The sequence below is a fragment of the Paenibacillus sp. FSL H7-689 genome, assembly GCF_000517905.1.
GTDB classification, from domain to species: Bacteria; Bacillota; Bacilli; order Paenibacillales; family Paenibacillaceae; genus Paenibacillus; species Paenibacillus amylolyticus.
The window spans coordinates 277,416-299,827 of sequence record NZ_ASPU01000013.1; the positions used below are offsets into that span (position 1 = coordinate 277,416).

18 protein-coding genes are annotated in these 22,412 nt (G+C 46.1%); 5 read left to right on the forward strand and 13 right to left on the reverse strand.

All coding sequences use genetic code 11. The annotated features are described in order from the left end of the window. Window positions 1–12 precede the first annotated feature (12 nt). Both C170_RS08785 and C170_RS08790 read right to left on the reverse strand, forming a co-directional pair. The gene (locus C170_RS08785; protein WP_036608531.1) at window positions 13–1,848 is read right to left on the reverse strand and encodes an assimilatory sulfite reductase (NADPH) flavoprotein subunit; all 1,836 of its coding nucleotides are present in this window, start codon (window positions 1,846–1,848) and stop codon (window positions 13–15) included. A gap of 218 nt (window positions 1,849–2,066) precedes the next feature. After that, on the reverse strand, window positions 2,067–2,456 hold the full coding sequence (locus C170_RS08790; protein WP_280523071.1) for a winged helix-turn-helix transcriptional regulator: 390 nt from the start codon (window positions 2,454–2,456) through the stop codon (window positions 2,067–2,069). A 177-nt stretch (window positions 2,457–2,633) separates the two neighbouring features. On the opposite strand from C170_RS08790, the gene C170_RS08795 reads away from it, so the two are divergent. Beyond that, window positions 2,634–3,194 (forward strand): NAD(P)H oxidoreductase, encoded by a 561-nt coding sequence (locus C170_RS08795; RefSeq protein WP_036608534.1) that lies wholly within the window; start codon window positions 2,634–2,636, stop codon window positions 3,192–3,194. 191 nt (window positions 3,195–3,385) lie between these two features. Here C170_RS08795 and C170_RS08800 read toward each other — a convergent pair whose 3' ends face one another. Both C170_RS08800 and C170_RS08805 read right to left on the reverse strand, forming a co-directional pair. Further along, window positions 3,386–8,605: an S-layer homology domain-containing protein gene (locus C170_RS08800; RefSeq protein ID WP_036608536.1), complete on the reverse strand. Its 5,220-nt coding sequence runs from the start codon at window positions 8,603–8,605 to the stop codon at window positions 3,386–3,388. A gap of 453 nt (window positions 8,606–9,058) precedes the next feature. Beyond that, entirely contained in the window at window positions 9,059–10,615 is a 1,557-nt protein-coding gene (locus tag C170_RS08805; protein WP_017688769.1) for an ABC-F family ATP-binding cassette domain-containing protein, read from the reverse strand. Window positions 10,616–10,812: 197 nt separating this feature from the next. Here C170_RS08805 and C170_RS08810 point away from each other — a divergent pair, with 197 nt between their 5' ends. Further along, window positions 10,813–11,286, forward strand: a complete 474-nt coding sequence (locus C170_RS08810; RefSeq protein ID WP_036608537.1) for an SET domain-containing protein — start codon at window positions 10,813–10,815, stop codon at window positions 11,284–11,286. Window positions 11,287–11,516: 230 nt separating this feature from the next. Here C170_RS08810 and C170_RS08815 read toward each other — a convergent pair whose 3' ends face one another. From C170_RS08815 to C170_RS08845, 7 genes are all read right to left on the reverse strand, one after another. Continuing rightward, window positions 11,517–12,137, reverse strand: a complete 621-nt coding sequence (locus C170_RS08815; protein WP_235200736.1) for a DUF1349 domain-containing protein — start codon at window positions 12,135–12,137, stop codon at window positions 11,517–11,519. Window positions 12,138–12,174: 37 nt separating this feature from the next. Further along, a complete protein-coding gene (locus C170_RS08820; protein ID WP_036608542.1) occupies window positions 12,175–13,521 on the reverse strand; it encodes a dihydrolipoyl dehydrogenase family protein in 1,347 nt (448 codons plus the stop codon). A 50-nt stretch (window positions 13,522–13,571) separates the two neighbouring features. Further along, on the reverse strand, window positions 13,572–15,086 hold the full coding sequence (gene opuFB, locus C170_RS08825; protein ID WP_036608545.1) for an osmoprotectant update ABC transporter permease/substrate-binding subunit OpuFB: 1,515 nt from the start codon (window positions 15,084–15,086) through the stop codon (window positions 13,572–13,574). After that, window positions 15,079–16,053, reverse strand: coding sequence for an ABC transporter ATP-binding protein (locus C170_RS08830; protein ID WP_036608547.1), 975 nt, complete (start codon window positions 16,051–16,053; stop codon window positions 15,079–15,081). Before C170_RS08830 ends, opuFB begins: the two co-directional genes overlap by 8 nt. A 220-nt stretch (window positions 16,054–16,273) precedes the next feature. After that, entirely contained in the window at window positions 16,274–17,134 is an 861-nt protein-coding gene (locus tag C170_RS08835) for an ergot alkaloid biosynthesis protein (RefSeq protein WP_036608549.1), read from the reverse strand. Next, window positions 17,124–17,570 carry a nuclear transport factor 2 family protein gene (locus tag C170_RS08840; RefSeq protein ID WP_051447078.1) on the reverse strand — a complete coding sequence of 149 codons (447 nt, stop codon included), beginning with the start codon at window positions 17,568–17,570 and terminating at the stop codon, window positions 17,124–17,126. Before C170_RS08840 ends, C170_RS08835 begins: the two co-directional genes overlap by 11 nt. A gap of 132 nt (window positions 17,571–17,702) precedes the next feature. Then, window positions 17,703–18,287 (reverse strand): TetR/AcrR family transcriptional regulator, encoded by a 585-nt coding sequence (locus C170_RS08845; protein WP_036608551.1) that lies wholly within the window; start codon window positions 18,285–18,287, stop codon window positions 17,703–17,705. Between the two features lie 168 nt (window positions 18,288–18,455). Between C170_RS08845 and C170_RS08850 the strand changes: the two genes are divergently transcribed. Beyond that, window positions 18,456–18,818 (forward strand): iron-sulfur cluster biosynthesis family protein, encoded by a 363-nt coding sequence (locus tag C170_RS08850; RefSeq protein ID WP_036608559.1) that lies wholly within the window; start codon window positions 18,456–18,458, stop codon window positions 18,816–18,818. Between the two features lie 239 nt (window positions 18,819–19,057). Continuing rightward, complete coding sequence (locus tag C170_RS08855; protein ID WP_036608562.1) at window positions 19,058–19,831, forward strand: M15 family metallopeptidase; 774 nt, start codon at window positions 19,058–19,060, stop codon at window positions 19,829–19,831. Between the two features lie 138 nt (window positions 19,832–19,969). Here C170_RS08855 and C170_RS08860 read toward each other — a convergent pair whose 3' ends face one another. Then, window positions 19,970–20,209 (reverse strand): hypothetical protein, encoded by a 240-nt coding sequence (locus C170_RS08860; RefSeq protein WP_235193803.1) that lies wholly within the window; start codon window positions 20,207–20,209, stop codon window positions 19,970–19,972. 130 nt (window positions 20,210–20,339) lie between these two features. On the opposite strand from C170_RS08860, the gene C170_RS08865 reads away from it, so the two are divergent. Next, on the forward strand, window positions 20,340–20,972 hold the full coding sequence (locus C170_RS08865) for a nitroreductase family protein (protein ID WP_036608564.1): 633 nt from the start codon (window positions 20,340–20,342) through the stop codon (window positions 20,970–20,972). Window positions 20,973–21,241: 269 nt separating this feature from the next. Here the strand turns inward: C170_RS08865 and C170_RS08870 are convergent, their stop codons facing one another. Next, entirely contained in the window at window positions 21,242–22,402 is a 1,161-nt protein-coding gene (locus tag C170_RS08870; protein ID WP_036608566.1) for a leucine-rich repeat domain-containing protein, read from the reverse strand. Window positions 22,403–22,412: the final 10 nt, after the last annotated feature.

A 22,412-nucleotide genomic window follows, 5' to 3' on the forward strand; every position in this document is an offset into this window, starting at 1 on the left:
CTGGGCCGGTGATTAATAGACGTCCCGCTGATAACGTTTCTCCTGCTGTAACCGTGTCAGATATTCCGATGCCTGCTCAGGCGATAAACCGCCTTCTTGTTCAAGAATCGTGGTGAGCGCAGCATGCACATCATGTGCCATTTTGTTCTCGTCACCACAGATATATACGCTTGCACCTTCCTGAAGCCACTGGTACAGTTCTTTGCTGTGTTCCAGCATGCGATGTTGTACATACACTTTCTGTTCCGTATCACGTGAAAAGGCTACATCCATCTTAGTGAGCACACCATCTTTGAGCCAACGTTGCCATTCCGTCTGGTACAAGAAGTCCGTGGCGAAATGCTGATCTCCGTAGAACAGCCATGTCTTGCCCTCTGCTCCTGTTTCTTCACGCTCACCAAGGAAAGATCTGAACGGCGCAACACCTGTACCTGGGCCAACCATGATGATCGGTGTATCCGGGTTCTCAGGCAGCTTAAAATTCGGGTTATGCTGTATATATACAGGCAAGGTGTCGCCAGCTTCGATTCGTTCAGCCAGATGTACCGAGCATACACCATAACGTTCTCTGCCACGCGCTTCATAACGTACTGACCGAACGGTAAGATGAACTTCATCCGGGAAAGACTTCGAACTACTCGCTATGGAGTACAGACGTGCTGGAATTTTGCGAAGAGCAGCTACAAATTCTCCGGCAGGAATCCCTTTCAGATTATAATCCTGAACCAGATCCAGCAGATCACAGCTATTCATGACTGTACGGAATTCGGAATCATCTGCAAGTAATGCCGTTAGGCCACTCCCAGGATTCAGTTTCGCAAGTTGTTCCACGACCGGTTTCGTCACAGCTGTAATTTCAAAATAACGCAGCAACGCTTCGTGTACAGATACCTGATCGCCGTTTTTATTCACGGTCACGCGTTCATCGGCATTCCATCCCATGGCTGCAATCAATTCCTCCACAAGGCGCGGATGGTTCTCAGGGAATACCCCAAGGCTGTCACCTGGCTCGTAATCCAGGATGGAGCCTTCCAAAGACAACTCAATGTGGCGTGTTTCACGGTCCGATCCTCTGCCATTCAGATTGAGATTCTCCAACACTTCAGCCTTAAATGGATTCGTACGATCATATTCGGATTCTCCGCTGCTCACCGCAGCTGTAACAGCCTCCGTGGTTACCGTACTCGCAGCAGCAGATGTACTGCTTAAGGATGCCAGTACTTCATTCATCCACTCCGCAGCTGCTTCATCAAAATCAACATCACAGTCCACACGCGGTACAAGGGCTGTACCACCCAACTCCTGCAACCGATTATCGAAGTCCTTACCTGTCTGACAAAAGAACTCATAGGAGGTATCTCCCAGAGCCAACACCGAGTAACGAAGTCCTTCAAGCTTCGGAGCCCGTTTGCTGTTCAGGAATTCATGCAGCGGAATCGCGTTATCTGGTGGTTCGCCTTCGCCATGCGTACTGACGATAATGAGAAGATTTTCAATTTTCTTGAGTCCGTTCGGTTTGAAATCTCCCATCGATGACAACGTTACCTGAAGACCTTGCTCTTCAAGTTTCTTGGCCAGCTTTTTCGATAGGCCACTGGAATTCCCGGTTTGTGAACCGAAGAGCACGGTAACTTCCCGGGATACTGGCGGAGCACTGACAGGTGCAATACCTGTAGTTGGTGCAGCCTGTACCAGGTTAGCTGGAGCGGCTATTGTCGCGCTTGCCTGAATTGCTGCAATATATCCGCTCAACCAAGTACATTGTCCATCGGTCAATGTAGGAATAAGACGATTAAGCAGTTCAACTTGTTCTTGATTAAAAGGGCTGTTTGTCACTTGAAGTTCCACTGTTTGCCACCTCGCGCATTGCTTCGATTTTAATTCCGACTAAAATCATCACATTAATTTAATTTCTTCTCTCTAAAACCTAACACACCGGGTGTTGAGGGTCAATTTCAATGATTTTATAGCATTTATCAGTTTCGCTGATAAAGGACAAAAAACAACAAAAACCCTCCTTTTCAAAACATGGACGGTTTTGTTTTAATTTTAATTTGGCGGCCAGCTCAAGTTGAAGTTGAAAGTGGAATATAGTCACTAAAATGATCTCCAAGCACTCTGCTTTTATCTCCGTATACTCTGTCCAAGTGATTCTCTCCCCATAGACATATGCGGTCAATGATGTCCTGTAGTGTCAAGCCGTACTCTGTCAGCTCATACTCTACCTTGGGCGGAATCTGGGGATGAATGATCCGATGGATGATTTCATTCTTTTCCAGTTCACGCAACTGCTGGGTTAAGACCTTCTGGGTAATGCCAGGAATGGCTCTGCGAAGTTCGCTTGTTCGTTTTTTACCTGATATCAGCTGATGCAGAATAAGAATCCTCCATTTTCCACCGACCAGTTCCAGCATTGCCTGCACGCCACTCTCATATTTTTTCATTTCTTGTTCCACTTGTACTCCCCCATAATTCACATATATGTATACCCGTTATTAAAAGTAACCGAAGAACCCCAAAGTATCTACAGCACTCTCAGGTGCGTACTTCTCAAGAAGATGTCATGAAACTTATAATAACATTGGTCAGAATGTTTAACCAAAATAAAAAGAAAAAAGGATGGTTACTCCTACATGAAAGTTAAACTAGTCGTTACTCACCCAAGACAGGACTCCCTAACATTTGCCGTGATGAATCGTTTTATAGAAGGTATGCAGGAGAATTCCCATGAAATCGATATCCTCGATCTATATCATGACGGATTCGATCCCCTATATCGTGTAGAAGATGAGCGAGACTGGCAAAATCCCGATAAACAGCATGCCCCTGTGATTCGCAAAGAGCTGGATCGTGTGCTTGCGGCTGATGCCATTGTATTTGTTTTCCCGATCTGGTGGTACAACGTTCCCTCCATGCTTAAAGCTTATCTGGACAAGGTATGGAACATGGGGCTGCTGAACAAGGCAAACTCCAAAAAGGCACTGTGGATTGCACTAGCTGGGGGGACGGAGGCTTCATTCCATAAATACGACTATTACAACATGATTTCCAACTATCTAAATAATGGGATCGCAGGCTATGCGAGAATGCAGGAATCCCGAGTCGAATTCCTCTATGAAACCATTTCAGAATCCAAAGAACATATCGAAGGCTTGCTTGAGCAAGCATATCAAATCGGCAAACATTACAATTAACAATTCGCAGAAATTACAGATAACATTCGTAGAAATTACAGATAACAACTGCAAAACGATAGGAGGTTACTCGTTCGTTGAGTAACTGACTTTTCGCCCATGGCTGGCGTACAATGAAGAAGGCTTACTCCAACCTGGGTTCCAGGTCAAAGTAAGCCTTCTTTTTCACACGCTGCGATTCTGATGTATCATCACTTATTCCATACGAATTTGCTCATCATCGCATATAACAACGTAGCCGATTCAGCTCGGGTCGCTTCGGCAAGAGGTTTCACCTCACCGTTGTACCCGTTGGCAATGCCCAGATCCACAAGTAATGCCACACTATCCCGGGCATAAGAGTGAATCTCGGAAGCGTCACGGAAACGAGTAAGGTTATCTGTTCCAGCCTTCTCGGAGTCAATCAGTCCAGCCGCTGCAAGTGCCCTCACTGTTAATGTCATCATCTCTTGACGAGTGATCGTGGACTCTGGCAAGAAGCGCCCGTCACCTGTACCACTGGTGATACCTAGCGAACGCGCAGCTGTAACTGCTTCGTAGTACGAAGCATTTTCGTTTACATCAGAGAACGCATTCCCGGAAGAAGCATTCAAACCCAGCGCAGTCATCAACCATTGCATGTATTGGCCGCGGGTCATCTCCTGTTTTGGATGTAACTGGGTGGAATCACCGCTTGCCTCAGCATCAATTACACCTCGGACAGCCAAAGCCTCCATTGCTTTCTTGGCCCACTGCACTTCTGCAAGATCTGCGAATGTCTGCTCCACAAGCACAACAGCATAATTTCCTGTGAGTGATGTTACGGAAAATACAAGCTGCCCGCTTTTTTGATCGTAGTAACTTTGCGGCAATGGGGTTGCCACACCGTTCGCGCCAATGGCAAATGCTACAATCCGATCCTGCTGAGCATTTTGTGAGGATTGGAAAGGCAGACGAAGGTTCAACCCGCTTTCCGATGGCCATGGTTGACCATCCAGTTGAAGTTCAAGCTGGACTCCATATTGCGTGCCGAGCTGATCTGCGACTGTTTTTGGCAGCTCCGTTCTGACCAATCGGATTGATGCAATCCCATCACCAACTATATCCTTTAACAGTGTCGCAGGAAGCTCCAACATTCCCAGCTCTGTAACAATGTTGAACACATGTGACTCACCCTGATCTATTAACGCAGAGGCAGGCAGAGACACTTCATATGCCGTTGCTCCCGAAACCGGCTTCAGCCGAAGTTCGACCAAGCGCAGACCAGCATCCGTTGAAGGGGCAACTTTAAAAGCATCTTTAATCGTTGAAACATCTACGTTGGAATACACTACCCCCTTCTGATCAGACTGTCCCTGCAACTCCAGAACAGAACGGTCCTTCTCCGGTTTAAGTTGTGGTACCGCATTCTCTGCACTTGGGTTACCACTTCCTGTTTGTCCACCATTGTTGGCTGAACCAGAACTATTTCCTGGAATTCCATTGGAATTACCGCCTGGACTACCGCCCGAACCAGGGTTGCCTCCGGGGGAAGGGACAGATGCGAGCACCTTCACCGTCAACGGTGCAGTCAAGGCTTTACTGTCGTCAGAAGTTCGAGTAATTTCCAACTCCAGGGTTACTGTTGTTTCCTTAGATGGTGGGACAATCGTTCCATCGGTTTGAATGACCGACGGTACCGAACTGGAAGCAATCTTCACTGTGAAACCTTGCGGCACGGATGGGAACTTCAGTTTTTTTGCACCTGCGGAAGGCTGTTCCAACGCTGTAATGCTTGTCGCTACATCAGCAGCGCTCTGCTGAGCCGTATGCACCTGATAAGCGGAAGATACACCTCTCAAGGATTGCCCCGTCGCATCAAAAGCTTCCACTTTGTAATAATATTCCGTGCCGGGGTTCAGTTCACTGTCCGTGTACTCTCGTCCATTGCCGCTGTAGACCACCTTATACTCTCCTTGCTCACGATCTGAGCGGTAGAGCTTGTAGCTTGCTGCACCAAGATGAGCATCCCAGCGAAGCGTTGCGCTCGTTGAATCTAACGCATCAGCATTAAGGCCAGCACTATCATTTGCAGGTGGCGCGGCGTCAGGTTTAACGATCATAATCCAGCTAATCATCGGGTCCTGCGATGCCGTATTGCGCACGGTCAACTCCAGTTTGTTGTCCGACACGCTGATGCCTTTGCGGGCTCTAACGCTGGCAGGTGTAAAAGTAACTGCACCAGTATTGGTTCCATTGATGATGTAATTTGCTCTGCGCGATGCATTGGACCACGGATCGTTGAATCCGGCGTAGACATCGTATGTCCCGTTTGGCACATCAAATCTATAGGTTAAGTCCGTGCCTTTAGGAGAATTGCTGACATTTCCACCGTTCAGATAACGTACGGTCGAGAATATATCCCCGCCATTCGAACCGGATGCCAGTGCATCTGCGCTGACATAACCCCAATTACGTCCCTCAGCCGGAGCGTACATCTGATCCGCCGTTTCCGGGTTGGCAAGCGTTCCTTTCATATAAGCACCCATGAGACTGTAATCAGCCGTTTCGTAACCTCCGCTATTCACGAAATATAGTGTATTCTCCGGAATGACATTTACGCGAACTGCCTGCTTTTTGTTGTTATATTCCGGTGTCGTTACCTGTAATGTGAGCGGTCCTGGCTTAGCAAAATCTTCTGCCGTCATCTCCCGGTTATCAATCGTCCATACTGCTGGCGTTGATACCAGTGCTCCACCGTCGCGCACATTCAATGTTGTTGGCAGGGATGGTACTTTGCCTAACGCCACGGCTTCTGGCAACGGATCAGCAATATCTACCTTTCCCATCGAATTCAGCAGATCAGGTGTCCAGCTGTTATACCACTTGATCGCGATGTCGGAGCCTATTCCAAACTCAATTGGCAAGAACACGTATTTTGCAGCATCATTCGAGAAATTGCCACCATTCCACGTATCCCCCACGTAAATGAATTTGCCTTTTTCCGGATCGACCGGAATGACGGAAGTGGTCTGTGTGCCAAATGCCTTGCCTGGATCAGGATCGGTTGGCAACGTACGCACGAACGGATTGGTCTGCGTTGACCACGGGCCAAAGATGTTGTCCGCCACCGTCACTTTGTTTTCGTTAGGGGCCCAACCGGAAGCTCCCGAAGTCAAAATATAATATTTCCCCTGATACTTGAACATCGCCGGTGCTTCACGTTGCCCTCCCGGGAACACACGCACGTAATCGACGCCGTATTCCGCCTGATAGGTAGAATCTCGTACCGGATTGCCTTTGTCATCCGTTCGTCCTTCCTTATGCCACCCTGTTACGTCACTGTAGTCTTCATTCAGTTTGGAGATATAGAGCGTCAGGTTTTCCTCACTGGAGTAGATCAGATAACCGGTACCGTCATCATCCTTAAACAACGTCATGTCACGTGCCATACCCCGGTCGCTTGGGAAATAATCTTTCTCCCCTTCCGGAGCTCTGTCCATCCGGTAACTCTTCTGATACACAAAAGGCCCTGTTGGAGAGTCGCTGATCGCATAACCGGCTCTCGCCTTACCGTAGTTCGCATTATCGTTATAAGGGTCCTTGTCGCCATCCATGTGGGCCCACATCACGTATTTCTTCGTTTTGTCGTTGTATATGACCTTTGGTCGTTCAATGATCCGTCCTTTGCGAATATCTGCCCAGATATCCACCTTGTCTTCGCGTCCTGCATACAATTCGGAAATCAATGGGTCATTGTCAAAATCATCCATCGATTGAAGCGTCGTCAGAGCCATGCCCTCGTCAGTCCAGTTCATCAGATCCTCGGATGAATACACACGCACACCAACAGCTGGCCAGCCGCCCTTATGATATTCGCCATACCAGTAATAGGTCTCCGTCTGTTCATCATAGAAAAAGCCAGCCCCATGCGCATCAATCGGCTTGCCGTCCAGATCTGGCCACAATTGCCCTGGTGTAATGCTTGTGCGAACTGTGGCAACACCCAGCGGTGTGGATGCTGGAGAAGTTACGCCTTCCACGGTCGCCTGAATGATGTAAAAATATCCTGTGCCCATCGTCAGACCGCTATCGTTAAACGTGTTTTCATTGCCACTATAGACCTGCTGATACGTACCCGTAGCACTGGTTGAACGGGACACGATATACGTTACATCAGATCCAGGCAAGACATTCCACCCCAGAGAGATTGATGTGTCCGTCACAGCTGTGGCAGCGAACTCTGCTGGAGAGTCAATGGAGTATGTCGTGGCTTCTGCAACAGTGAATGCTGACTCCCCAGCTGCGTTATAGGCTGTTACGCGATAGCTGTAGCTGGTGCCCGGCTCAAGTGCATTATCCGTGAATGTGAGCCCTTTCCCTTCGTATATCTGCTCGTATTGCTCACTGCCAGATTCGGCCCGAACCACGCGATAACCAGTTGACTTGTCCACAGCGGACCAAGATAGCTTCACGCTTGTGGCATTGAGTGCTTCGGCCTTTAGTTCGCCCGGAGCCTGTGGTGCTGCGGCTGTCGTCCGAACTTCCAGCGGAGCAGTCCATAATGATTCGGTTAGGCCTCCGTATTCATAAGCGAGCCTGTAATAATACACCGTATCCCCGCTCAATCCTTCATCCATGTGTTCCAAAGTTCCGGTACTGGTTGCCAGAGAATAACCGCCTTCAGGCGTAGAGGAACGGTACAAGCGATAGGCTGATGCTCCCGCGATTTCAGACCATTGCAGTGAAACCGAAGAAGCCGTCTGCTCAGCAATAGAGAGCTGAATATCGTTCCCAGGCGGTTGCTCGGCAATGGTCACGTCATCTGCATGTACCGACTGCCACTTATTCCGAATGCCCACAGTACCTGACCCGTATGTAGGATCGACCAGATCAAATACCAACCGATCGGAGCCGTTTTCCGCGATATACCCGCGAATGGTGGTACCTGATAACACCACTTTGAGCGTGTACCATGCATCTTTGGCAAAAGCATAGTCCACCGTTTTCAAAGTTGTGTCTGATCCGTTCACCCGTTTGGAGAAAACGAGTTTATTATTGGGAACCTGCATTTGAAAATAGTAAAAGTTGCTCTTATCCTGAAACCGCGGCAATATTCCCGGATACCCCTGACCGGCTCCCGTGTAAAAGCGCATGGACACGGTCATGTCCGACATGGAGTCTCCAGTAGAGATGATGCCTTCATTGGTATCGCTCTGGAAAAGCGTAAAGTTGGACGCATCTGTCGGGTCAGCGAACACTTCCCAGTTGCCTGAGCTTACGTTCCACGCGGGTGATTCCGTGAAATTCCCATCCGAAAAATCGTCCTGCAACAACGTGGCGGGTATACTGCTCAGATCGGCATACGCCTTACTCGGCAACATCAACGGTCCCGAAGACAGCGCAAGTGTTGCAGATAACATAAATATCATGGGTTTCCTGAGTTTATCCAATGTTCATTCTCTCCTTTGGCGTGAAAGATGAAAGCATGGTTCTTGTATGCGCGGTGTTGTTGTTCAGCCTATCCTTAGCAACCAGTGGTCAGTAACGAGCTCTTGTCCACCTCCTTATTTTAATGAAACCGGTTTCATTGGAGCGCAAAAAAAGACCCGTCTTCCCTTCTAAGTGCAATGATACTCATACGGAATACCGTGTTTTCTTTGCCCCTATGCAGTGAAACAGGTTTTTAATATATAAATGTAATCGCTTTCCTGAATTATATTATTGCCTTATTCAAGCTGTCAACTGTGAATTGGGCTCAAACATTTTTCGTTAAAACCACGCAAAAAAGGCGCGAGTTCTGCTTGTTCTGCAAGCAAAATTCGCGCCTTTTCTCACGCTTCGAGCTTGTTCGCAAGCTCGTACATGATTCGTAATCAAAAGCGGACTTTTTGAACAACCTCTATTTAGAATACCTTTGTTGTCCACGACTCACAGTTCCACGTCTCCGTAACGACATCACGGTAGAATTCCGGTTCGTGGGAAATCAGAAGAATACTGCCTTTGTAAGCCTTGAGCGCACGTTTCAACTCTTCCTTGGCATCAACGTCCAGATGGTTCGTCGGCTCATCGAGCACAAGCAGGTTGGTTTCATTATTGATCAGCTTACAGAGACGCACTTTAGCTTTCTCGCCACCACTCAGTACAGCTACCTTGCTCTCAATGTGTTTTGTAGTCAAACCACATTTTGCAAGTGCAGCACGCACCTCGAATTGGGTATACGAAGGAAACTCCTGCCAGATCTCTTCAATACACGTATTGTAGTTGGCATCCTTCATCTCTTGCTGGAAGTAACCAATCTCCAGATGTTCACCACGTTGAACGGTTCCTTCCAGAGCTTGAATTTCACCCAGAATACTGCGCATCAGGGTTGTTTTACCAATTCCGTTCGCACCAACGAGGGCAATCTTCTGTCCACGCTCCATACGCAGATCCAGTGGTCTGGACAACGGTTCGTTGTAACCAATCACAAGTCCTTTGGTTTCAAAAATGAGCTTGCCGGATGTTCTTGCATCACGGAAGTTGAACTGCGGTTTCGGTTTCTCCTTGGCGATCTCAATGACATCCATCTTGTCGAGTTTCTTCTGTCTGGACATCGCCATATTACGTGTAGCTACACTTGCTTTGTTCCGCGCTACAAAGTCCTTGAGGTCAGCGATCTCTTGTTGTTGACGTTTGTAAGCCGACTCCAGCTGCTGTTTTCTCATCTCATGCACTTCCTGGAAGTGATCATAATCGCCCACATAACGAGTTAGATTCTGGTTCTCCATGTGATAGATCAAGTTGATTACACTGTTCAGGAACGGAATATCGTGAGAGATCAGAATAAAAGCATTCTCATATTCCTGCAAATAACGTTTCAGCCATTCGATATGCAATTCATCCAGATAGTTCGTAGGCTCATCGAGCAGCAAAATATCGGGTTTTTCTAGCAGCAGCTTGGCAAGCAATACTTTGGTACGCTGTCCACCACTCAGGTCATTGACGTCTTTATCCAGACCGATATCCGTCAGACCCAGACCACGTGCGGTTTCATCCACTTTGGCATCGATCATGTAGAAATCCTGGTTTGTCAGTGTATCCTGAATCGTACCCACGTCTTCAAGCAGTTGTTCAAGCTCCTCCGGTGTAACATCGCCCATTTTGCCATACATATCATTCATTTCCTGTTCCATATCAAACAAGTACTGGAACGCGCCGCGAAGTACGTCACGGATCGATTGGCCTTTGTTCAATACAGCATGCTGGTCCAGATAACCAACACGCATCCGTTTGGACCACTCCACCTTACCTTCATCCGGCTGAAGTTTTCCTGTAATAATGTTCATGAAGGTGGATTTACCTTCACCATTGGCCCCGATCAGACCAATATGTTCGCCCTTCAACAGGCGGAATGAAACGTCGTTAAAGATAGCACGGTCACCAAAACCGTGACTTAATTTTTCTACATTTAATATGCTCATTCATGACACCTTTTCTATATAGACTTAATTCTTTGTATATTATAAGCGTTATATCCTGCACAACTCAACGCCATATTAAAAATTATTCCACCTTTTTGTCTGAAATTTGCCTTATATGAAAGTATGGGTTAAAATTTTGCCTTAACGAATTACTATTATATAGAACGGAGCTCTTCGAAGAGCATCAGGTGAAGATTATGATTGAAGTGAAACAATCCAAGTTGGGTGATGGTGGTGAGTTTAACCGCGGGGTATTTGCTACCGTTGATATTGCCAAAGGAACGCTTATCCATCAGGCACCCGTTGTGCCTTACCCAAATGAAGATCATGAGCATGTCGAAAAAACGATTTTGGAAGATTACGTGTTCGAATATGGGGCGAATCATACCGCGATTCTGCTCGGCTACGGCAGTCTGATCAACCACTCCTATGAACCTAACGCTACTTACGATATCAATTTTGATAACCACACCTTTGACTTCTACGCGTATACAGACATCAAAGCTGGAGAAGAAATCGTGATCAATTACAACGGTGAGGAAGACAGTATGGACCCGTTATGGTTCCTGGACGATTACGAGGAGCGTATGCTGGAGTTCAATAAGTCCAATGATGATGAGGTTGAAAAAGAGACCGAACCCCAGTCCCTGGATACGGACCCGAGTAAATAAACGTTAAACTCAAGTAAAGTTCGCAAGCACTCTATTGTATGTGCGAAAAGAACTCACTGACCCCGGTGAATGATGAAATGAGTAACTGAAGACTTTTCATAGTCCAAAGTTTAAACACACAAATAAGCAAGTCCTCCGTTAGTGGAAGACTTGCTTATTTGTGTTGTCTTGCTTTCTAAACCAGGTACACGTGTTCATGTTTCATTGTTTATCGTGCATCTTAACTTGTTTTAATCTGTAATCGGCGGATCTGTATGCAAGTCTTGATCGGGTGTCGTGGATCTCCACTTGGTAAAGGCTACCTCGAAACCTGCTCGCTTTGGTGAACACAGAAATGGACCAGCATGTTTGTTCGTCGGATAGGCAAAACGTGCAACCCGAATCGTACGCCAAGGATGCTCATCTGTGCGAGCACGAATGACAACAGCCTCATTACTGTAGGAGGCTCTGATTGTTACGATTCGTCCACCCCACTCTGGCACAGGAGAGAGTGACCAATCTGAATACGTATCCGTCACGACAGCTCCAACATGTGCCACGCCATCATTAACCTCAACTCCAGCCTTGATCCATTGGTCTTCTCCGTACCATAACATTAGTCCAGCCTGATCATACAATTCGGTGAATGAGCTTAGATCAAACGATACCTCAATCGCTTCCGTTCCGTCCCATGGAGCAAGCATGGCGTGTCCATCCCGATGACAGAACCCGTAGAATGTGTTCTCCCAGAAGTCACTGCCTTCCCGAGCTTCCACAACGAAACGATCCCCATCCATCCGTGCAGCAACGGGTTCCTTCGTCCACTTTCCTTCATGAAGCCCAATAAAATCCGATGACATCGTTGTTTTCATCCTTCCTTCCATCCCAAAGGGGAGTTCATCATCACTTCTAAATTAAAGAACCCAGGTCCGATGCAGCAGTAGGATATGCAAAATTCATGGTGTTTAACTGATCGATAGTCAGATTGAACTGAATCGCCATTGCAAAAAGATTGATCAATTCTTCTGTTTTGCTCCCGAGCACATGTGCACCCAGAATACGCCCGGTTGATTTGTCGATCACCACTTTGGCCATGGCAAATTTTTCATGAGTTCGCTTGTAAGTATACCATTTCGACATATCATTTACCTGCACCTCGTAGCCCTCTTTCTTGGCTTGTTCCGTGCTCATACCTACAGCTCCAAGGGCAGGGACAGTAAACACAATAGAAGGCATCACTTTATAATTTGGTTTGTGTTGATTTCCCTCCAACAAATTGAACGATACAGCCCGGGATTCCTGACCTGCTAACGGGGTTAAAGGCAACCCTTTTGTATCCGTTACATCGCCAGCAGCATACACTCTCGGATTACTTTCACTTTGTAAGTACTCGTTCACCGTAATCCCCTTTTTGCTGTAGCTGACGTTGGCTTTCTCCAATTCCAGCCCATCCACATTAGGAACACGCCCGGCTCCATGAACGACAAGTCCGCACTGCCACTGGTGATCTGCACCATTACGTGTGCCATGAACAACATAGGCGTTCCCCTCTTGCCGTATGGACTTCACCTCCGCATTCAAGTGAACATGAATGCCGATCTCTTTCGATTTTTGTAACAGAGATTCCACCAGCTCCGCATCAAAAGATTTTAAGGGCTGATCACTCCGATGCAGGATATGGACTTCCGTCCCGGCTCTGGCCGCAATATGCGCAAACTCAAATGCAATGTATCCACCGCCTACCAGAACTAAACGATCCGGCAGCTGTTCCAGATCCAGAAAGTCATCACTATATATAAGATGCTCCGAGCCCTCAATCTCAAGTGAAGCAGGTCTTGCACCAGTAGCAATCAGGATGTGTTTGCCATGGAGCACTTCTTCTCCAACTTGAATATGGTCTTCATCGACAAATGAAGCTTTACCATGGAACGTATCCATTCCAGCCTGTTTGAATTGATCTTCACTTGCTCTAGGTATGCTCTCGGTAAAGGTGCGTTTAAAGGCCATAAGTTCAGACCAGTTGATGGTCGCCTGTCCCTGAATTCCTTTCCCTTGCATCCGTTCATTCCAGTCAATCAGCTCAGCCGCTCCAGCCAGCACTTTCTTGGGATCACAGCCACGCAGTGCACACGTTCCGCCGAACTCACGTTCATCAATTACAGCAACTCTCCAGCCAGCTTCAGCGCAACGGGTGATAACAGAGCTTGCCGCGCTTCCTGTGCCAATTGCAATCAAGTCATACGTTTCTTGTGTCATCATGGTTCCTCCTCATCCTTTTGGTGCATCTATTGCAGGGATGCCTGAAGTTACAGCAATCCAGCCTGTTTAAGGTACTCTGCTGCAACCTGTTCAGGATTCTCTCCCTCTACGTTCACGTCATAGTTCATCTGACGCATCTCATCATCCGTAATTTTTCCAGCAAGCTGATTCAGCACCTCAACCAGTTGTGGATATTGATCTGCCGTTTCTTGACGAAGCATCGGCGCACCTTGATACGGCGGGAACAATTCCTGGTCATCCTCCAGCACAACGAGTTCATATTGTCTCAACTCACTGTCTGTGGAGTAAGCATCAACGAGATTAATATCTCCGCGCTGAAGAGCACCATAGCGAAGCTTGGGTTCCATTGTTGCAACGTTTGGGAATTCAATCCCATACTTTTTCTGTATGCCAAGGTATCCGTCTTCCCGATCCGAGAATTCAAGTGTGAATCCTGCTTTGATCTGCTGCTCAACCGGTTTGAGATCCGAAATGGTCTTGAGATTGTATTGATCTGCGATGCTCTTTGGAACGGCCAACGTATACGTATTGTTGTAATCCATTGGGTTCAGCAGCACCATGTTGAACTGGCTTAACATTCCGTCTCTTGCTTGTTCGTAGACCTCTGTTCGATCCGTACTCACAGCCGTTTCCTTCATAAATTCGGAGATCGCTGTCCCCGTGAATTCGGGATAGATGTCAATATCACCCGACTTGAGTGCATTGAAAAGGAATGGCGTTTTGCCCAATCCGGGTTTTAGTTCAACGGTCAGGTCTGTGTCTTTTTCGATTAACAATTTGTACATATTAATGAGAATTTCGGGTTCGGCCCCCAATTTCCCGGAAATGACGAGATCCTTCTGTCCACCACGTGCCACGAAGGGAATGGTAATCACAAGTATCGCGATTATTGCCAGCGAACCAAGGGTAACCAATGTTTTCTTGAAGGATAACCGCTGGAACTGACGTAATAGTACATCAAACAAAATCGCCAGCAATGCGGCCGGAATGGCTCCAAGGATGATCAATGCGGTATCGTTCCGATCAATGCCCAGCAAAATTAATGCACCCAAACCTCCTGCGCCGATCAAGGCAGCAAGTGTCGCCGTTCCTACAATAAGCACCATCGCGGTCCGAATTCCGGCCATAATGACAGGCATCGCCAGTGGCAGTTCCACTTTGATTAGACGTTGCCAACTATTCATGCCCATCGCATTCGCCGCTTCCACCATGGAAGGATCAACTTCGGATATGCCTGTGTACGTGTTGCGGAGTACCGGAAGCAGCGCATACACCACCAGTGCAATGATTGCAGGAAGTGTGCCTATGCCGAATAACGGGATGAGCAATCCGAGAAGCGCCAAGGAAGGTATCGTCTGCAACACAGCCGTAACCCCAATAATCGGTTCAGCGACTTTTGGCTTGCGTGTCAAGTAAATACCAAGCGGAATAGCGATGAGGACAGCAAAGAACAATGAGATAAATGAGATCTGAATATGTTCCAGCAGAGCAGACAACAACTGACCTTTGCGCTCACTGAACACCTCCGTGAATCTACTCATGTTCTTCACCTCGTTCCTGTAACTGACCAGACCAGTATTTCATCAGATCAACTCGACTGATCTCGCCAATAATCTGGCGGTTACGTTCAACTAGCAGATGGTCATGGGAAGCCATGATATCAACTAACTCCGTCAACGTAATGGATACAGGAACGGCGGTTTTGGCTGATTTTGGCACATGACCCGGTGAGAGTGGTGACATGATGGATTCGAGATCAAAATCAGATTGTGAACTCGTATCGGTGTTAGGACTTCCAACAAATTCACGTACGAAATCATTAGCTGGCTGTCGGATCAGTTCTTCCGGGGTGCCTACCTGCAAAACCTGTCCATCCTTCATAATGCAGATGCGATCCCCCAGCTTCATCGCTTCCTGAATATCATGGGTGACAAACACAATTGTTTTTTTCATCTGACGCTGGATATCCAAAATATCATCCTGTAATTTCTCCCGACTCATTGGATCGAGTGCACTGAACGGTTCATCCATCAAAACTATCTCGGGATCGGCAGCGAGTGCACGCAACACACCAATTCTCTGCTGTTGTCCTCCGGATAACTCGGACGGTTTACGCTCACTGTACGTATCTCCGTGCAAACCCACCATGTCCAGTAACGTATGTACACGCTCCTTAATTTGATCTGACTTCCATTTTCGGAGTTCAGGAACAACTGCAATATTTTCGGCAATTGTCATATGCGGGAATAGTGCAATCTGTTGCAGCACATATCCTATATTCCAGCGCAATTCGTGAATGTTGTATTCATCGATTGGGCGTTCATTAATGCGCACTGTTCCATCTGTTCGTTCAATCAGGCGATTGATCATTTTGAGCATGGTGGTTTTGCCACATCCACTCGGACCAATCATGACAAACAGTTCTCCCTTGTTAATGTTGAGGTTAACCTGACGCAAAGCCGTTGTTCCATCAGGATATTGTTTTGATACATTTTCGAACTGAATCATTCGCTCTCTTCGCCCCTTTATCTAGGGCGTGTTTCAGACACGCCCTAACATTCATCTTCATCTATTTCCCCAAAAGTGTGTTCGTATAATCACTGCTTTCCTTAGTGTCCCTTGTTAGGGAGAGATCCATATTCGAATCAACGATGTCAACATGCTGGTAGACATGCAAAAAGACGGGCACTAGGCACCGTCTTCTCATAATATGAAAATGTTTCTTCCATTATTTCCATACTTCCATATGATTCTGAATAAATTGCTCGAATGAAATCGGGTTATTCCCCGTTAATTTTTTCACCGTATCCGTCGTTTGATCTTCTCTCCCCTCCTCCCGGATAGGCACATCCAGTCCTGCGAGGGCAGCAGCGTATTCTTCTGACATTCCTGCGCGAATCATGCTATTCCTCAGTTCATCATCGGACAAAGATTCATGCTGGATGGACTGACCCAGTACACGGCTCAAGACGTCTGCAACCTGTCCATAGGACAACGTCTCCGGCCCTGTAATGATATGCTCCGTATTATGAGGAACAATATCCGTCAGAGTATGGAACGCAACTGCCGCGATATCATCTGCACTAACAAATCCAATTTTCCCTTCACCCGTAGCACTGTATATTTTCCCGAGTTGTTTCGTCGTCTCCCGATGCGGTCCCTCCGTAAAGTTCTCCATAAAATAGGAAGGCTGCAATACAGCCCACTCAGGAGCATGGGCTTTTATATACTGATGTACTTTGCCAAAAATAGGACCCTCTTCATCAATTGAAGCACTGCCAAGCAAGACAAATCGCTTAACGCCGTTCCACAATGCTTCCTTGATGAACGGAATCATGACGTCTTCTGGGGTCATGTCCATGACTGGCACAACAAGGTACACCTGATTCACATTTTTCAGCGCCAGCGCATATGTCTCGGAATCATACCAATCAAAATAGACATAATTATCGGCAGAACCAGAAAGAGATGGTTTAGTTCTTCCTGCCAAACGCACCGGATAATGATGCTTTTGAAGTATGGCCGCAACACGGCTTCCTGTCTTTCCATTAGCTCCGGTAATAAGTGTCAACGGTTTATCATTGATCATGCTTGTTTCCTCCTAAGTCCGATTCGAGTACGACCATCGGATTCCAATAGTCTTTATAATGTGTAATTTTTCCATTAGAGTGGCTCACTACAGAGATGTACGTTTGGTTGTATGGCTTGCCTGTAACTAATGAACGCCCTTTACAAGTAAATTCAGCCACAAACTGTTGTTTCGTGGAATCAGCCAAGATCACCGGTTCAGAAAACTGCTGAATTTCAATCATCCCCAGCAGATTATGAAGATGATTCGTAATTGCGGCTTTGCCTTCCAGTTTCTGAGGATATCCTGCTGGTGCATATGGGAATTCGAAAATAGCGTCAGATGTATATAGCTCCAACCATTGTTCTAGTTTTCCCTCCAGTAGCAATTGAGTAAATCCATGCATGATCCGATACGGTATATTATTGCCCGCTTCCAACTGCTGAGATTGTGTCATCCTTATTTCCTCCTTCAGTTTGTTTGGTGTTTTTTTTCCAGACCAATCGGTCTATAATAGTCAAAAAATAAACGCCCTAAGCGTCCATTTTCAAGAAAACGTAAAGAATTCTTACTCAAATCATGTAAAACGTTAATCCATAGCCCTTAGGGTCATCTGTACAAAATCCCGCAGCGCTTCTGTGCTTGCACCGCTCTTAGCCGTAAAGGTCAATGAGAGTCGGGAATAATTCAGAAAACGGGCAAGCCCGGGCAATTCTTCCTCTGCGTGCTTCAATTCGCCGCTCCTCTGGCCTCGTAACAGCGCAGTATGAAAAACATCTTCCATTTGTTGGTTAGTGGTTTGAATAAAGACGGCGATTTCGTGATTTTGTGGTGCCTGTTCAACCGCGCTATTAATGATGAAACATTCATTACGACGTTCGTTGTCTGTCAACACGTTAACCGCTTCATTGAACAACTCGGTCACGCCTTGCCTCACACTTGTGCATTCGTTTAATAGTTTGATCCCCGCCTCTGTCTTCTGCTGAATATAGAATTTAAGAGCAGTGACAAATAAATCATGTTTAGTTCCGTAGGTGTCATACAGGCTTTGCCGCGCAATGCCAAGTTCACTCAGCAGTAAGCTCAAAGATGTACCTTCATAACCGTACGCTCCAAATACAGACGTTGCTTTTCTTAGAACAGTCTCCGTGTCGAACTCCTTGGCTCTTCCCAATTTAAGACCTCACCTCCCTATTCATTAACTAAAGAATACCTTTTCCAGACTGATCAGTCAAGAAAATAAATGCTTTGATTTTTGCCAAAGTGGTATAATGGGAATAGAAGCTGAATGAATTCTTTTACCATTTACCAACCATGACCACATATAAAGGAGTGTACCTATATGTATATTCAAATTACAGATTTGGCTTCAAAACGATTGACGGAAAGCCTGAATGACCAACCTGGATATTTCAAAGTGATCTATGACTTGGAAGGTTGCGGATGTAACGGAGTTATCGCTATTATCATTGTTGATGAACTTGCGGCTCTCGACGCGCAGATTGAAACCAATCTGGTTCCGTTCTATGTTGATCCGAAGCAGCAGCTGAACCTTGAACAACACATGAAGCTGGATACAGAAGAGAATTATCCTTCTTTCAAATTAAGCAGTGATTCTGGTGTGCTCAGCGCCAACGTTCGCGTTCGTGACACCCGTGCAGTAACTGCAGGAAGCTCCGGTGGATCCGACGCCTGCATGCTATAACACAGTCTCCAGCATACTTGAAGTAATCTAGCATTATCTTTCTTCACAACAAAAGCCGTTGCATCTAATGCAACGGCTTTTTTAACGTGCTTTTCTTTATATGCCTCTATCAGAGTTGAAGAAGAAGAAGAATCTAGCAAACTTTGTTTACAACTCGGAAACAATTGGAGAACCTATGGATATAATCCTCTAGTATACTCGGTATATAGATTCATATATTCCGAGGAGGAACACACATCATGAAATCTTTTACTCGTAAATCCATCATATCTACAATTCTCATAGGCTCTGTTGTAGCAGGTTCTGCCTTTACTACGTTTCCCATCACTTCTAGCCTGAATCCCGTCGCGTCTGCGGCAAGCTCCAGCTTCACTCAATTTCTGCATGATAATGCACCTGGTCGTACGATCAAAACGATTAAAAATGTGGCAACTGTGACCAATGTGTCCAGTACAGTTGTGCTTGTCAATAAAAAGAGAAATCTGCCTTCAACTTATGCACCACAAGATTTGGTTGTACCTAATATTCCTTTTAGCTTCTCTGGCTCCAGTCCGAAGAAACAGATGCGTAAAGTAGCTGCAACAGCGCTAGAGAAACTATTTGCAGCTGCCAAAAAAGACGGCATCGATATCAAAGCGGTGTCTGGCTATCGCTCGTATGCGACCCAGAAATCGATCTTTGACCGTAATGCCAGCATCAAAGGTGAAGCTGTTGCCAATAAAACAAGTGCTCGGCCAGGACAAAGCGAACATCAGACCGGTCTAGCTATGGATATCTCCAGCGCTTCGGCTGGTTACGATCTTCAGCAAAGCTTTGGCAACACCAAAGAAGGCAAATGGCTGAAAACCAATGCCCACAAATACGGCTTCATCATCCGTTATGGCAAAGATCAGGAGAAATTGACTGGTTACTCCTATGAGCCATGGCATGTACGTTATGTAGGGGTATATATTGCTGGTGAGATTACCAACCAGAAACTTACGCTGGAGCAGTATTTGGAACGTGCCAAATAAGGCAGGTTAACCCAAAGCTTAGACAGTTATAGTTATCTGATTAGATAAAAGAAGCGTGACTATAGATAACATGACTGAAGGAGAAGATGGGGCCGCAACTGGCCCTCTTCTGCTTCAATTTTTCATTTACACACTTCATCATGTCCCAACGATTTTTCTAAAGACCAGTGGCAGTCTCTTCAGACCTTCTGTTCCAGCCCAAGAGCCTACTCCTGCAAGTATTACATTATGGCACAAATAAAGTGCGACATTGTACACGATAGGGCCTAGAATAATCTCCACGACTACAAAACGTTTTAACGTCGAAGATTGGATCACATATACCCGAAATTCATGAGGGTCATGTCCTCCCATATACCTTGCGATCAATGCTTTCATGAATCACCTCTAGTGTTTTATTTTAGCGTATGGCAGACGATCCTTGTCTTATTCTAAAATAATACTTACATAAAGTAACTAAGTGTGTTATAGTCAGTTTATAAATCATACATAAGCGAGGGAAACTACCATGAGTGAGTTGGAGAATCTAGTCAAAAACCGAAGATCGGCCGTTATTTTTGAAGAAGGAATTGAAATTTCGGATTTGGAACTGCAAGAAATGTTTGCCCTGAATAAATTTGCACCATCTGCCTTTAACCTACAACACACGCACTATCTTGTAATTAAAGACGAGGAACAGAAAGAGAAAGTCTATGAAGCTTCCCAGCAATATAAGGTAAAAACAGCTTCTGCGGTCATCGTGGTATTGGGCGACATCAATGCGCATCATCATATCCGTACTATTAACGAAGGCCTGCTGAACCTGGGCGCTCTTACTCCGTTCCAATACGAGCAGGAATCCCAAAGTGTCACCGAATTTTACGAATCTCGCGGCAGATTCTTCCAACGTGAGGATGCGATTCGCAATGCCAGCCTGTCTGCCATGCAATTGATGCTGATCGCTCAGGATCGCGGTTGGGACACTTGTCCAATGATTGGTTTTGACTCGGAAGAACTGCAACGGAGTCTGGAAATCCCTAACCATTACGTACCCGTTATGCTGATCACCATCGGCAAAAAGTCGGAAGCCAAACAGCGCCCACGCGGTTACCGTAAACCGATTAACGAATATGTTAGCTTTAACAAAATGCACGCTGAATAACATATAATATAACAAATTATATAAGTTGAACTAACATTTACACGATAACGGAGAGGACAGAAAAAACCTGAAAAAGCGAAGCGCTCGCCTAAAAGCTTTCTGAAAGAAAGCTGCATCGGAAGCATACGCTATCCCCGGATTTTCCCCTTTAGAAAAGGAATGGAAATAAAATCTGGGGATAACAGCGATTGGAAGGTTGTTCTGTCATCGTAGTGTCAGTGTAAATAATCTTTAGTTCAACACAGCAAAAAAGCCACGATATCGTGGCTTTAATACGTTTCATAGATCAACGTATCCAACATGTGAAATTCATCGTCAAACTCCGCATATATGTACAGTCGACCAGCAGGTGTATCCCCCGCATCATAACCCAATCGGAAATATTGATCTCCCTGAAATTCTACATCAGCCAAAATCAATGTATTGATATCTTCGTCCGGATGAGCCTCGGCAATGGTTTTAAGTGCCTGCTCACCAAGCATGTCCCACCGTTTCCACGTCTCTTCCATATATGAGGATAAGGCTTCCATCTCTGTCTTGGTTGAAACCTGTGCAGTGACTACCAGTTCTTTATCCTGAATAAGTAAGCACATCTGATAGTTGGACATCGAGACGTCATACTGAAACAACCCCATACCCGGAACTTCATGATTGGATTCAAACATTAGATTATCTGCATACTGCAGTCTTTCCAGCTTGGGATTAGCGCTATAATCCAACTCGGTTAATTTGTTCTCGGAACAGTACAACTCTTTTAGTTGTACGTTATGGCGAATATCCAGCTTGCTAATATGGTTGTTAAAACAACGGACACTCTCCAAAACCATATTTGAACGAAAATCCAACTGTTTGATATGATTGTGGTTACAACGAAGTTCAATCAAGTTTGGACAACCTGTTACATCAAGTTCCAACATGTAATTGTTGGCGCAATCAAGTCGCCGCAGTTGCTTATTGTGTTCAAGTTCAAGTGAGAAAAGAGCGTTATAACTGCAACTAAGTTCCTCCAACTGCTCAAGGGGCTCTGAAGCCAGCTCCGACAACATATTCCAATGACACTCCACCGTTATAAGTTTGGAATTATGAGAAAGATCCAATTTGCGAAGTCGATTAAAACTGCAATCCAGCACCTGCAATTCCGAATTGGAACGGAGGTCCAGTGTAAGAAGCTGATTCTCTCTGCAACGTAACGTCCTCAGCTTGTGATTCTGAGTAAGATCCAGACCGCTCAATTGATTATAGGCACAATTCAGCTCTTGAAGACCCCTGAAATACTCGATTCCATCAAGATTGCTAATATTGTGATTTGAGAGTTCTAATATCTCAACCTCACAAACGTCACTCTCCTGAATGAAATCCCGCTGATCGCAAAAACGATCCAACACAACTTGCCTGAAACGCTCATCCGTGAAGGCATAAGTAATATCCATGTCTAACGCC

Bases quoted from the DNA above. Each gene is read 5' to 3' on its own strand.
- C170_RS08810 (WP_036608537.1), top strand. From the start codon at position 10,813: ATGATTGAAGTGAAACAATCCAAGTTGGGTGATGGTGGTGAGTTTAAC.
- opuFB (WP_036608545.1), bottom strand. From the start codon at position 15,086: ATGAGTAGATTCACGGAGGTGTTCAGTGAGCGCAAAGGTCAGTTGTTG.
- C170_RS08850 (WP_036608559.1), top strand. From the start codon at position 18,456: ATGTATATTCAAATTACAGATTTGGCTTCAAAACGATTGACGGAAAGC.
- C170_RS08820 (WP_036608542.1), bottom strand. From the start codon at position 13,521: ATGACACAAGAAACGTATGACTTGATTGCAATTGGCACAGGAAGCGCG.
- C170_RS08795 (WP_036608534.1), top strand. From the start codon at position 2,634: ATGAAAGTTAAACTAGTCGTTACTCACCCAAGACAGGACTCCCTAACA.
- C170_RS08830 (WP_036608547.1), bottom strand. From the start codon at position 16,053: ATGATTCAGTTCGAAAATGTATCAAAACAATATCCTGATGGAACAACG.
- C170_RS08815 (WP_235200736.1), bottom strand. From the start codon at position 12,137: ATGAAAACAACGATGTCATCGGATTTTATTGGGCTTCATGAAGGAAAG.
- C170_RS08840 (WP_051447078.1), bottom strand. From the start codon at position 17,570: ATGACACAATCTCAGCAGTTGGAAGCGGGCAATAATATACCGTATCGG.
- C170_RS08860 (WP_235193803.1), bottom strand. From the start codon at position 20,209: ATGAAAGCATTGATCGCAAGGTATATGGGAGGACATGACCCTCATGAA.
- C170_RS08835 (WP_036608549.1), bottom strand. From the start codon at position 17,134: ATGATCAATGATAAACCGTTGACACTTATTACCGGAGCTAATGGAAAG.
- C170_RS08870 (WP_036608566.1), bottom strand. From the start codon at position 22,402: ATGGATATTACTTATGCCTTCACGGATGAGCGTTTCAGGCAAGTTGTG.
- C170_RS08855 (WP_036608562.1), top strand. From the start codon at position 19,058: ATGAAATCTTTTACTCGTAAATCCATCATATCTACAATTCTCATAGGC.
- C170_RS08805 (WP_017688769.1), bottom strand. From the start codon at position 10,615: ATGAGCATATTAAATGTAGAAAAATTAAGTCACGGTTTTGGTGACCGT.
- C170_RS08865 (WP_036608564.1), top strand. From the start codon at position 20,340: ATGAGTGAGTTGGAGAATCTAGTCAAAAACCGAAGATCGGCCGTTATT.